Origin of the sequence: Pedobacter cryoconitis, from assembly GCF_014207135.1 — a bacterium.
Taxonomy (GTDB): domain Bacteria; phylum Bacteroidota; class Bacteroidia; order Sphingobacteriales; family Sphingobacteriaceae; genus Pedobacter; species Pedobacter cryoconitis_D.
The window spans coordinates 1-13,047 of the sequence record NZ_JACHCC010000016.1 but is presented as its reverse complement, the minus strand read 5'-3'; the positions used below and the strand labels follow the sequence as shown (position 1 = coordinate 13,047).

The following is a 13,047-nucleotide window of genomic DNA, read 5'->3' as shown; positions in this document are numbered from 1 at the left end:
AATAATACGAGAATCCTTAATGAGTTGGCGAGGGCGCTTGAATATTCGCCCAAATATTTTTGGCCGGATAACCCTCTATAAAAGTAAAGGTAACCAATCAGAACTGGTGCGGAAGTGATGTTATTTTAACGTCTTTGTGTATTGCTTGTTTGATTTGGGCTAATTTGTGCAGGCCGAAGATAAAAAGGTTCGAGTTTTGTCCCACAAGGTTCACGAAATACCTCAATGCAAATTGAGGCATTTTGTATTAAAAGGTATGCTGGAATCGGTATTTTCGACTGGATGTATCGCCGCAGGCAGAACGAAGGGGCTATCTCGTGTTCCCCTTCCTTTTTTCTATTTTTTGCAATTCTTCTACATCGGCCTTATCCTTTAATTTGCCGGTGTTAAATTTCGAAAGCACTAGGTCGTTAAGATGAAGAAACGGGACTTTTATGCCATCAATATCTGCAATAATTTTTCTCTGATCTGCCTGCTCAAACTCGATCATACTAATTCTGGTCAGGAAATCTACTTTTTCCGGTTCGTCCCACATTGAAAAGACAATATGTTTTTTAAAATCCAGCTCGGCAATATGTTGTATATCTTCTTCATCAAAGTCCATTTGCTTTAGAACATCCAACAATTTCAACTTATTTACATTATCCGGTCTTAGCCATTAATCCACATCGCCAGTGCTTCTAGCGTAGCCATGAAAGGTTAATATTATATTCAGTGGCTTAAAGAATTTCGTCTAGTTGAGTGATCTTTTTATCTCTCTTTACACTTCTATTTTAAGTTACTTCGGAACTGTTTAATTAGTTCTTTCCATATAAAAACCAGAAACACATAAAGTATTACCGAGAAATATCCCTATTTGGGTACTCAATTTCGTCATTTAACCAAAAGTACCAGTATAAAACATCCAATTAATTGGCCCTTAGAGAATAAGAGTGTCATATAACACCAATATATGGCATATAGACAATTTCATTTACCCGGGTAATACAGCAGTTGACGTAATTATTAAACTATACTTAATTATATGTGGTACACTTGCCGAAAATTTACTTTTTCATGAAAATAACATTAAGATTAAAGCATTTTACAAGTATACTTCTAATAAGTTGCTTTATTATGCTTGTTAATTCCTGTAAAAAAGATCACCCCTTGTCAATTGATCCTACACCAAAGACTAATGTAACAGTTGAAGAAGCCAAATCCTGGCTTAAGAAAAATCAACCGGCTTTAGATTTAGGAGAAAATTGGGAACACCCAATTACAATGACTACGGGTGCCGGAGATAACATTTTAAAGATCCGCATAAATGAGACCCTTTATCAAAAGAAAATCTGGGTATTAAGAGATATCTTATTTCAAAAGGATGCCAATGGAAACATTCAAAGTGTCGGCTACAAAGTCTTTCTTGATACCGCATATTTTTCTAATAAAAAGGACGCAAATCTACCATCAGGCAATAAAAGAGAATTTATTCAGAATAGTGACTTTACTGGAAAAATCATACTTTACACTTTAAATAATGAACCTATAAAAGGTGTTGATTATTTAAATGGAAGAAAAACAGGAGATTTGATACTGAAGGACACAAAGAAAAGCGGATTTAAAATTACAATGGGACAACAACCGCTTGACATTCCACCTACCTGTTATGGAAGTAGTCTTGATGACCACCAATATTGCGATGGCGGCGGTGGTCCGGAAGATCAGCCCCCATTTGATGGTCGTCAGTTTATTGAACCTGGAAATAGAGATACCCCCACTCCTCAAGCTCCGGATTATAGCTGGTTATTTCCACCAACAAATCCAGCAAACAACCCGGCTCCTGATAATGGCATTCCAATCGGTAATCCAGGTGCAGCAGGTGGTGCTAGCGGCAGTGCAAATCCAATAGTAATCGGCTTAGATGATAGACTAAAATACCCAACACTTGCAAAAATAGTTGATGGTTTGTACATAAAGGTAAAAAACAACCCAACTCTCATGGCAGCATTAAAACAATTTACTCATCTTAGCGAACAGCAAATACTAGATAATTTGAAAGCTGGAAAAGGACCATTATTACAAGTTGCGCCTCATAATAGTTTACCTGGTGGATCTGATGGTCAATTCACCCCCTCAACAGGTATTTTAAAGATTGATGAAAGTATTGCTACTAATGCAAATTACTTTTCCACTACATATCCTACAGCTACAGAATTTTTTCTTACTGCATGTATTTTGCATGAATTTGTACATTATGGAGAAAATGTAACTCAAATATTTACTCCTCATAGCGGTGGCCAGGATGATGCTGGATTTCAGTTTGAAAATACGTATTACGGAGGAAAAGTAGATTTTAATTCGCAAACTGGTATCACTACATTTAATCCATTATAAAATTTAATATGAATTTAAAAAAAATAATAGTACCCGTTCTTATTTTATCTGGGACGATGTTATTGGGATGTTATGGGGGGAATAACCCTATAACTGAAAAGCAAGAAAAAAAAGAGGTCAGTAATCTATTAAGTTATTATATCAATAAAGAATTAAAGAGGGATTCCATCTATTTATTTAACAAATCACCAGTTTTATTAACGGAATTATGCGTTAACAACATAGTATCTGAAAATAAGGATCTAGGTCTTACAACAGATGAAATTTTGAGTAAATCACAAAAAGATACTATAGTTTGGTCGAATGAGATCATCCCTAGTGCATACATAGTTAGTGATAAGGATATTACTAAATTTAATAACTCCGCAGAACGTGTAAAGAAAGGTCAATTTTTCTATTTATCAAATCCCATCTTTTCAAAAGATTATAAATATGCCATATTACACTCGGAGTTTGTTTGCGGCAGCAGATGTGGAGAAGGTTCGACTCAATTATTTAAAAAGGAAAATGATAATTGGCGTTTGCTTAAAACTTATTGCAAAACTGTAAATTAAAGTCCCTTAAAGGATGTCAATAAAGCCAAAATACCTTTCGCTAATAATTATTATTCTAATTCCGATTCTTTTAGGAACATTCAACTATCTGATTGAAGTTATAATTATCCCAGAGAAAGCATTAATCAAGTTGAATTATTGGGGATATTATATCTTCAATTATGCATTATTTAGGCTTATATTCTTTGTACCTGCAATTTGGATCTATACACTACTTTTCAAAAAGGCTACAAAACGTAATAAAGCGCTTGGATTCTTATACGCAATTGGAGTAGCCTTATTTTATGCATTAGTCGTATTTTCGAATGATCCGAGAATTTCTCTTGAATTATCAGATAAATTTATGATGTCAATTACCTATACCCTGACTGCTATTATAGTTTACTTTATCTATGAACTTTCCCATAAAACCAGAATGACTCGAGTATCATAAACGAAAACGTTTAAAACTATGAAGTATATAATAATATTTTTATTAGGTTTTGTGTGTTTAACCATTCAAAAAGTCAAAGCACAAAGTGAAAAAGTCAAGAAAGATACCGTTTATTATCATCTGGATACAACTGCCATACCTATCAAGGATAGAATGTTTGCCATTGATGAAGAGGCTGGAACAGTGAGCTATGTTTTATTGTGTAAATGTTATCCGTGGGAAACTGATTTACGGTTTTTTTATACAAAAGGGAAAAACACAAAAAGCATTTCCAAAGAAGAATTTAGTAAAATCAAAACTATCTCAATTACTCAGCTTATTGAAATTGCTGTTAAATATGCGAAAGATAGAATAGATCGTCATACATTCTTTTTCATATTGCCAAATGGAAAAAACATGAAGGTTACAAAAGCTTATCTGTCTGATCCTCGAAAGCCTCGGGCTCCTACCATAACTGTCGAAACTGTCAATCCAAATTAAATTAGTAATTACGGACAAAAGTGCATATAAGCCTCGGGGTTAACAACCCGGGGCTTTTTATTTATGTGTTTACCTGCCAAAATATGGTCAACAACAACGAGAGATAAAGCAGAGTGAAGATAGTTTAGTTGTGTATGTCCACCGAAATGTGGTCAATCACAACAAAACATCAAATGACGGGTTTACAGAAGATGTTGTTTCTACCCACCAAAATGTAGCCAACCACAACCTCGAAGCCCGTCCAGAAATCACCATATTAATTGTGTTTACCCACCAAAATGTGATCAACTACAACAAGATCTTTCTTTATAACTGATTGAAAGTTTTGTGTTTACCCACCAAAATATAGCCAACAACAACTTAACCATCCCATAAGGGATAACAACAAGTGTTGTGTTTACCCACCAAAATGTTGTCAATCACAACTTATACCTGGTTGTCTAGCCTGACAAATGAGTTGTGTTTACCCACCAAAATGTGGTCAATCACAACATCTGGATAATGTTGGTCTGCATCTATCAAGTTGTGTTTACCCACCAAAATGTGGTCAATCACAACAACAATATTAAAACAAATATTATGATAACCAGTTGTTTGTACCTACCAAAATGGAGTCAACCACAACTTCAAAACACATAAATCGTAAAACAAATCCGTTGTGTCTACCCACCAAAATGTGGTCAATCACAACAACAACTAAAAATAACGATTATGAAAAGTGGTTGTGTCTACCCACCAAAATGTGGTCAACAACAACATGGACATTAGGTACTATTGATTCATTAATGTTGTGTCTACCCACCAAAATGTGGTCAACAACAACTATCGCGGTTGATATGGTTGCGGCATGTATGTTGTGTCTACCCACCAAAATGTGGTCAACAACAACGGTATTTGACCCTGACTTTAAAGTAACTTGTTGTGTCTACCCACCAAAATGTGGTCAACAACAACAACATTTTTCGATTGCAATGATCACAGGTAGTTGTGTCTACCCACCAAAATGTGGTCAACAACAACTTGAAAAGGAATTTAAAAACATCGTTTCGGTTGTGTCTACCCACCAAAATGTGGTCAATCACAACGGAGTTCAAGTCGATAGCATACATCTTAGTGTTGTGTCTACCCACCAAAATGTGGTCAATCACAACCTGTCATGATCGAAGTTAAAGTTTCCAGATGTTGTGTCTACCCACCAAAATATGGTCAATCACAACTTGCTTGCGACTGTGCTTGTTGTTGTTGCTGTTGTGTTTACCCACCAAAATGTGGTCAATCACAACGTCCAAAGCGCCTGAACAAAGCTCAAAACCGCTGTGTCTACCCACCAGTATATGGCCAATACTTCAAAGAACAAACAATTAATAAGCTCTTATGCCTTTCCAAGATTCCTTTATGAGGATTAATCTTAATATATGCGAAGATCAGTGTTCTATTTTACCACCAGACTCCATTTGTATTAACAATTGATCCTTTTAACCAGATCATTTATATTGAGTTCAACAAAATTATAAAGTTGTTTTGCTACGGAAGTATAATTCAGATTTAACCAGTCCTTTTTATTTGAATTTTCATCAAACAGTTTTTGTTGCGTCTCACCAATAATTGGTAAATTAAATACAACGTGTTCAGGATATTGATTATGGGAGAACTTATTTCTAAGAACACTCAATTCATTCAAATTTTCATCTGCAAATCCATTGCATTCTAACCATTCTATATAGACCTTAAATTGTATTTCATTGAAATTATTGAGTTTTTTCTTATTTAGCTCCCATAATCCCTTCTGATCTTTCAATACAATAGCCTTTTCCAGTTCAAATATCTTATCAAAGACAAGTTCCCGATAACGGTCATACTCCCTTAATTCAAAGAGTAGTACGTTAACTGAGATTTGACTTACATCAAAATATTCAACTAAATTAGTTAGCCTTTTATCATATAATATTTTCCTAAAAAACCCGGAATCTTTCAATGTCCAAACAAAACCTTTTACACCATCACCATTTTCAACTCTACTAAGTTTCACTTCTTCTTTCCACGATTCAGTATCTTCAGCAGTAAGAATAACCGACTTATTCTTATTTATTCTTAAACTCTGAGTAAAGCTTACTGGTAAATCAAGGGGATTATAGGTTGAACCAGGATAAATATTTGCCAACGAGAATTGTCCTTCAAAACCTAAATCTTTATCAATTACAATTAGATTTTCGCACATCAATCTTACTATACGATCCTTTGTTTGGATGAAGCGGATATATTTTTCATTTTGTTCAACTAACGATCCGAATTTTTTCTTGATGGCACTATGCTTAAACTTACGAACGTCTATCAACGAATCCTTACCATTTTTCCCAAGAAGCTTATAAATACGTTTATAACTATAAAATGGTTGTTCATCTCCTTTCAAATACTGTCCTAACAATCTTGCAAACTTATCTTCATTTGTATATTCACCCTCCTTTAATCTCATTCTTAGTAGGGTGTTTATTTTCTCATCAAAAATTGTAGTTGGCAAATCAATTACAGCGTCCCTTTTATTTACAATCCAATTATTGATTTCAAAAGTCTGATTCAGCTTTTTCTGCATTTTGTATGGGACTGGAATTAATTCCGGGATTATATAATTCACCTTCTTCTTTGCCCCTTCTCTGGTAGTTTTAATAAAATTCCTCTCAAGCCATCTGAGTTTTTTCCCAAGATAATTATCATAAAATTCTAATACAGAATTCGATTGTTTTATTAAACCTTCAGTCAAAAAAACATGCCCCTTAGCTTGATCAAATAAATTTAGCTCCCTACATAAAGAAATTAAATTGTTCTTTTCATTTGCAAAATATGCGATATATTTCTGCAAATAATTGTAGTAAATGCTGGTGATCTTCTGTTTCAGCTCTTCTTCAATAACCAATGAAATGATATCACGGGCAATGTAAGTTGCTATTTCACCTATTTTGGGCAGCTTATTCTTTTCAATTTCTTTTATCTTTTCTTTGACTTCAGTAATGCTTGATTTAATATGATGACTATTCCTTTTAACCATTGACACGTCCTCAATATTCAAAAGGTAGTCCTTTATACGACCAGGCAGCTCAGTGACTTTTATTTTATCACCTATATGCCCTTGTAAAATCTCTCGTCTTTGCTTGATAAAACTCTGGTATTCCTTCCTCTTTTCAAATTCAAATACGGGTGTCCTATTTTTAACTTTTTTTAGATTATCATTTCTTCTTGTAAGTTGCAAAGGTTCATATTTTAACTGTGCAGCAATACTTTCAAGACTAGATAAACTTAGAAACTTGCTTCTATACTCGCGCATAAAAGAAAAAATATGGTGTTCAATGTCTTGTCCACTATTTTTCCCTTTGTTCTCACAAAGCATAGTAATAAGAACAATTTTAGGTAATTCATGAATACTTATGAATGCAGTAGGTTTTACGTGATTTATTTTCAGTTTTCCCTTTTGATTGCTAGTTACTTTAGATGCATGAAAATCCTCATTGATAGGTAAAAGTATTCCTATTTTGTTATTCTCAATATGATAATGAGGATTGAATCGTTCAAATGAAAGACCTTCTTTCTCCTTTTCAGATAAAGTGTTTGTTATTTGTTCTAATATTTTATCCTCTTCTAAAAGGAGGGATAATTTACCAAATGCATTTATTGGAAATTGGATGGTTCTTGCCTGTACCTGTCCTATGATTTTCTTATCGTAAGGTTCGTGTTCTAAGCTACCGAGCCTTATTTGAAATTTAATTTTACTAAACGCCTCAGTTTCTTCCAAATATCTTAAAGCAAAATATGCGAACCGGTCATCACTACGTCTTAAGGGAACAATCTTTTCAAGTAAACAGTCTATATCATCATAAGAAGATTCATCAGTATTATTTAGTATGTTCAATAATGATTGTTCATTTATAGTATCGAATTCTTCTTGATCTCCTATGCTTAGATGTCTATACAGTTCTTTAGGAATTTTATTTAACTCATTAAGCATATCTAACAATAATGCCTGTTTAGGATCCTCTACAATCAGCTTTTCATGTGGTAAACGAATAGTATAGGCAGTAAAAGCTCTTAATGTTGCTTTAAAAGGCTGAGTTGATTCATTTTTAAATCCATTAAATCTTTTTAAAAAAATATAGGCATACTTTTTTTCAAGAAATAAACATGTAAAAAAGAATAACCCTTGTGCTGTTAATTCCTGACCACTGAAAAGTATGTAATCATCCAAATGTTTAAAATCACCCAATTCATGGCCATCTGATAACTTTTCATCTGTACTTCTGAACCTCTGCCAGGTATACTTTGGAGCTAATTTAAAAAACTTGAATAGTTGATAACAAGCTATATGAGAAACTTCTTTCTTATAGTCACACCTATTTCCAGCTTCATCAAGTGCTATATAATGACTATATGAGTTCCTAAATAAAACCAGTTCGTGGAGGATAGTAATAAGAAATTCATACAATTCCATAAAATCTATAGGAATCAAATCATTTTCTGACTCTTCTTCATCAATAACCTGCTGTTCGAAAACCTTAAGAAACGGGAGGTACCTATTCATTGCTCTAAACACCTTTACAGCATAAAGTTGATGAAACTTATGAGTCGGATTAAATACCTCTATAATACTGTGCTTCTGAGTCGATTTATTAGCATTGTTAATTCGAAAGTCTTGATCAATGTACTCATCATCCGCTAAATCAGAAAAACCAAGTTTTTTAAACCTGCTGTTTATCTCATTAAGAATTTGAAAAACATTGTGTTGGGCCATATTCAGATATACTCCAAAATATTGAGCATCATCCTCAGGCGTTCTTTTATTATTTGTCTTGGTGAGAGTCGTTTCAAGTGACATAAAATATACTAATTAAGAGTCAAAAAAAATATTCATTCAATATAACTAGACACAAAATATATAATAAATATTACACATAAAATGTCGCTAAATCTAAAGAGCTATGAATTTAGGATATTCTAGTATTTACCATACCACCACCTTCTCATTCTATAAAAATCTTGTTTAGCTGTCCAAATGCCCAATTTATTGGTTATCCCTCGTTGAGAAATATACTTTGCAAATGCTAGTTCTTTAGTTAACTCAGGCTCTATAAAATCGTCGTTACTAAAACACTCATTACAATAATATTCATTTATTTCACCATCATTAAATTTAGCACGTTGAACAGTGGCATTGAATTCTTTTGTACAGGATTGGCATTTGAAATTCTTTCTTCCTTCATTGATCTGCTTATTAACTAAGGCATTTTGTTTAATTTGACCAAACATCAACCCTAAAGTACTAATTACTAGTAAAGCTGGGCCTAGAGGGATTAAATCAATCCATATGATGTATTTTTTAACGCTTCTATTCAAATCCTCATTTATTATTTTTAATGTCTTATTAAGTTTTCTTGTTTCAGAAGCAGATATTCTTTGATTTAACACATACTTATCCCAATTGCCTTTTATCTTATTAGCAACAATCACATCATTCTTATTTCCCGATACAACTTCCTTAAACTTAGTAAGAGAATCATTGTCTACTATTGGATTTTCTGTATGATACTCAATAGATAATCGATTTGAATAAAGAATTAGATTTTTCAATTCCAAATCCAGAATCTCCTTTTGCAAAGAAATTGAATCAGTAATTGTGTCAACTCTTCTGGAAAGGGCTGTATGTGTTGCTGAATATTTTTCAGTTTGTAGATATGTATATCCAATTAGAAACATTCCAATTGTAAATAAAATATTAAATATATTACCTGATAAGCTTGTCGGCATAAATTAGAGGTTAATTTAACCAAATAAACAAATAACCTTTCAATTTTTCATCACTTTGTCAGAGATAAAAGTACCAATCAAGATTACCTAAGTCAATTACAGCTTATTTCCATATAGTTACAATAAGATCGCACTGATATTTTGTTTCCTACCAAGTTAATATTATAACCAAACACAATAAGCAAATAATCTGAATTACTGGCTTATTGTGTTTAATCCTACTTTTACTTCAAAAGATAAACACTACCAGAGACGTATCTTTTATGAACTGCTGATGCTAAAAACAACCAGTAATGCAAAACATCTTCCTTTTCAAACACAGGACATTGTATCTCTACCTGGAAATCCAATCTTTTAGCTGCGTATTTAAAATTATGCCCTGTACTTGTTGTAGCATTATAAATAAAAAAATGCACATCATCATCAGTCCGACTATAACGGTTTAAAGAATCAAGATCATCATCCCATTTGATATTGATTTTTCCACCTTCAGAAATAACCATCTCTAAATCAAATACCATATTCAGATGACCTTCACTTATTTCCACTTTCGGATAATCAATCCGATAATCGGGATATTCTCCTGTAATCGCCTCATTTAAAATCTGTCTGACAGCTCTATTTCCTGGAGTGACCGGTATCTTTTTTTGAGTAGCATATCCAATCACAACGATTTCTTTGAGATGTCCGGCAAATGAACTTGCTAAACCCAATTTCAATCGTTGTGCCATCTGCCTTTCGGTAGGTGGTTTCAACCTTTTTTCACGTTTGATTCCATTAATAATGTAATACAACTTCGTTCTTTTATCATTTGCCTCCCTCTCATTAAAGAGAGGTGATAGCCTTCTTCCTATAGGTGCCATTCTTTCCTGTTTAAATTGTAAATAGATTTTTTATACCACCACAGTCCAAAAAACCCAGTTAACACTAAAATCAACGTGATCCATTTCCAGGAAACCAGACTTTGTTTCTCCTTGGTTTGTTGCTGTGAGATGTCTTGCTTACTTTGTTTCGACTTCTCCTCTATCCTACCCTTGTCAAGTTCCTGAGCTGTAGTTTTACCTGAATAAGTTAAAAGCTCAGTTGAACCTCCCATAAACAGGATACTATCCGCTCCACCTGAAAAACCTTTCTCTGGAGAATAGGTAAAAGCTCCTTTTGGCCAAAGTTGAACAGCATAATCCCGACGCATGGAATCGCGATAAAACATTAAACTGGCTGTCTTTTTAAACCAGTCTTTCTTTTCTACAAATTCCGATTCGGCCAAATGCTTTGAGGATTGATAGGATTTCTCAGAGCTTGATTGCGTATTTTTAAATAAACCGCAGCCAGTTAGTAGTAATAGCAGTATTAACGCATAAATTTTCATGGCGCCCTCCTTCCTGCTGTTACCCAATCTGCTATTTGATAAATGCTTTTCAAATGCCTGCGTTTGCGATACACACCATCTCCTTCAATACCACCACTCAAATTGGTATTTCCTTCAATGCTCAAACACCAGGCTCCCTCGGTTTTCTCTACCAAACCCACATGGGCAATACGCTTTACTTTGGGAATATAAATACCTATTACATTACCGGGCAATGCCGATCTGGCTAATCTGGAAGAAGGGAAAAGTGCCGGAGACCACCCGGACCTGGGCTGAGCATACCCTGCCTTTGCATACAACCAACTGATATAGGCCGCGCACCAGGGCTGCCTTTTTTTTAACCCGACAGTTGCAAGATATTCTTCAACCCTGGCTCCATCATTATGCCCCGTTTGCTCTCTGACACCAATTTCTGCCCTGGCCAAATTAACCAACTGCAAACGGTATTGAGCATCATTAAAGGTTTCCTGTTTAATTGGTATCTGTCCTAACAGATCGCGCTTAAGCATACCGAAGCTACCAGCAAAAGCAAAGCAAAAGATGCCCAATAAAAGCCTAATTGTTGCCATAATGATAAAGTGTTAAACTGTGAAACCATAGTTCTCAAAGAAGGCAGTCCTGCTGCCATCCAGAACTTTTGTAATAACCACCAGCATAAACCCGTTATCAGCATAAAACTGATCAAACTCAATATAACCAGCAACCAAATGCTTTGGTCAATATTACCGGCTGTTTCATCAATCTTATGCAACCAAAATGGGGCAAAACACCAGACCATCAATAAGCCAATAAAAAGCAAATGCTGTTTCAATCTGCGAGGTACCTGACCTGTCCGCAATCGCAATACAGGATATAATTTTCTAATTGAAGTATTCATAATAAATCATTTAAATTGTGAGAATGAAATTGATTGAAAGCTACTGGCAAGCTTTCATCATCCTGCCAGTAGCTTTCGGACTAGACTATCGTTACCTTGCCCAAGTATTGAGTGATAGACGCCTGTTTGCCATCTTCAGAGCTAAAAAACATCCATCCATGAACCTCACCTTGAAATATTCTTGGCATAGAGGTATCAACAGTTAACTTACTTCTTACAATCTTACCAGGGGCAGACATGGAGAGTTGACTTTGCGGATGATAGTATAAAGTGTAAAGAATATCCGTTGGTTTGGTATCTCCACCCGGTACATCTTCCAGCTTCCAGGTAAGTTGTAAACCACGTTTAGGTAAAGCAGTCATCACCGGATCAAGACCTGCATCAATCCATGTACCCACTTGTACTTTACTCAACATGATATTGGGAAGATCCAGTAAATAATTGGGATAAATACCACTTACAGCATGCTCCAGGTTATACCTGATTGCTTCATTCATTGCTGTTGTTTTTTTCGTTTCCCCGTACCCAGCAGCAATTATTTTGGGAAACCTCGTTATAAATTTGCCAACCAGCGCAAATTTAGACCGGGTATCTAACTGTCCGGCTGTAGGTGCTTTGGTTGATTTTTTAGGTTTGCCTCTACCAACATAACTGTTTTTCCATTTGGAGATAACCAGCGCACCAATTTTTCCGTTGAAAAGCCCTAATTGGCCTTGTTCTAAAATTGCCATAATTTTGAATTTTTAAAATGTAAATTAATTTGTTAATTCAAGTCATTGCATGCCGGCAAGCTTTTCTGGACTCGTTGAAACGAATGTAAACCACAGAATAACAACATCCTAACCCACTCATCAAAATGTCCGCAATTGTCCGGGATTGTCCGCAATTGTCCGACCCTCACCATCAACACGGACAATAATCTGCTGCTAAATTTGAATTTAGCAGCAGAAAAAGAGTAGGCATAGAAAGCCTTGGATCGTAATCAATACAATCATAGATCTACATGGATAATAAGGTCGAATGAAAAATCTGGAGGCTTATTTCTTATTTAATTTATTCGCTTTAGCGGATAGCTGAAGTTCCAATTTAGAAAAGTGAACAGTGCCGCCAATGTACATAGGTTTGATAATACCATCGGCTTGCCATCGCCTTACCGTTCTCCCGGTTA

The 13,047-nt window shown here is 34.7% G+C and carries 12 protein-coding genes; 4 read left to right on the top strand and 8 right to left on the bottom strand.

All coding sequences use genetic code 11. The features are described 5' to 3' along the window. Positions 1–310: 310 nt before the first annotated feature. The gene (locus HDF25_RS24545) at positions 311–604 is read right to left on the bottom strand and encodes a hypothetical protein (protein WP_184629061.1); all 294 of its coding nucleotides are present in this window, start codon (positions 602–604) and stop codon (positions 311–313) included. Between the two features lie 452 nt (positions 605–1,056). On the opposite strand from HDF25_RS24545, the gene HDF25_RS24540 reads away from it, so the two are divergent. The 4 genes from HDF25_RS24540 (at position 1,057) to HDF25_RS26000 (ending at position 5,003) form a co-directional block, all read left to right on the top strand. Next, positions 1,057–2,376 (top strand): hypothetical protein, encoded by a 1,320-nt coding sequence (locus HDF25_RS24540; RefSeq protein ID WP_184629060.1) that lies wholly within the window; start codon positions 1,057–1,059, stop codon positions 2,374–2,376. An 8-nt stretch (positions 2,377–2,384) separates the two neighbouring features. Further along, the gene (locus tag HDF25_RS24535) at positions 2,385–2,930 is read left to right on the top strand and encodes a hypothetical protein (protein ID WP_184629059.1); all 546 of its coding nucleotides are present in this window, start codon (positions 2,385–2,387) and stop codon (positions 2,928–2,930) included. 451 nt (positions 2,931–3,381) lie between these two features. Next, on the top strand, positions 3,382–3,843 hold the full coding sequence (locus tag HDF25_RS24530) for a hypothetical protein (RefSeq protein ID WP_184629058.1): 462 nt from the start codon (positions 3,382–3,384) through the stop codon (positions 3,841–3,843). A gap of 674 nt (positions 3,844–4,517) precedes the next feature. Further along, on the top strand, positions 4,518–5,003 hold the full coding sequence (locus HDF25_RS26000) for a hypothetical protein (RefSeq protein WP_411267948.1): 486 nt from the start codon (positions 4,518–4,520) through the stop codon (positions 5,001–5,003). A gap of 299 nt (positions 5,004–5,302) precedes the next feature. Here HDF25_RS26000 and cas13b read toward each other — a convergent pair whose 3' ends face one another. The 7 genes from cas13b to HDF25_RS24495 all read right to left on the bottom strand — a co-directional run bounded on the left by cas13b (position 5,303) and on the right by HDF25_RS24495 (position 12,610). After that, on the bottom strand, positions 5,303–8,704 hold the full coding sequence (cas13b, locus tag HDF25_RS24525) for a type VI-B CRISPR-associated RNA-guided ribonuclease Cas13b (RefSeq protein ID WP_184629057.1): 3,402 nt from the start codon (positions 8,702–8,704) through the stop codon (positions 5,303–5,305). A gap of 119 nt (positions 8,705–8,823) precedes the next feature. Then, the gene (locus HDF25_RS24520) at positions 8,824–9,633 is read right to left on the bottom strand and encodes a zinc ribbon domain-containing protein (protein ID WP_184629056.1); all 810 of its coding nucleotides are present in this window, start codon (positions 9,631–9,633) and stop codon (positions 8,824–8,826) included. Between the two features lie 224 nt (positions 9,634–9,857). After that, entirely contained in the window at positions 9,858–10,496 is a 639-nt protein-coding gene (locus HDF25_RS24515) for a DUF6266 family protein (protein ID WP_184629055.1), read from the bottom strand. Next, positions 10,484–10,900 carry a hypothetical protein gene (locus HDF25_RS24510; protein WP_184629054.1) on the bottom strand — a complete coding sequence of 139 codons (417 nt, stop codon included), beginning with the start codon at positions 10,898–10,900 and terminating at the stop codon, positions 10,484–10,486. The genes HDF25_RS24515 and HDF25_RS24510 overlap by 13 nt, the downstream gene beginning before the upstream one ends. A 98-nt stretch (positions 10,901–10,998) precedes the next feature. Further along, positions 10,999–11,571 (bottom strand): peptidoglycan-binding protein, encoded by a 573-nt coding sequence (locus HDF25_RS24505; protein ID WP_184629053.1) that lies wholly within the window; start codon positions 11,569–11,571, stop codon positions 10,999–11,001. Next, positions 11,490–11,879 (bottom strand): hypothetical protein, encoded by a 390-nt coding sequence (locus HDF25_RS24500; protein WP_184629052.1) that lies wholly within the window; start codon positions 11,877–11,879, stop codon positions 11,490–11,492. The genes HDF25_RS24505 and HDF25_RS24500 overlap by 82 nt, the downstream gene beginning before the upstream one ends. An 80-nt stretch (positions 11,880–11,959) precedes the next feature. Continuing rightward, positions 11,960–12,610: a DUF6266 family protein gene (locus HDF25_RS24495; RefSeq protein WP_184629051.1), complete on the bottom strand. Its 651-nt coding sequence runs from the start codon at positions 12,608–12,610 to the stop codon at positions 11,960–11,962. Positions 12,611–13,047 lie beyond the last annotated feature (437 nt).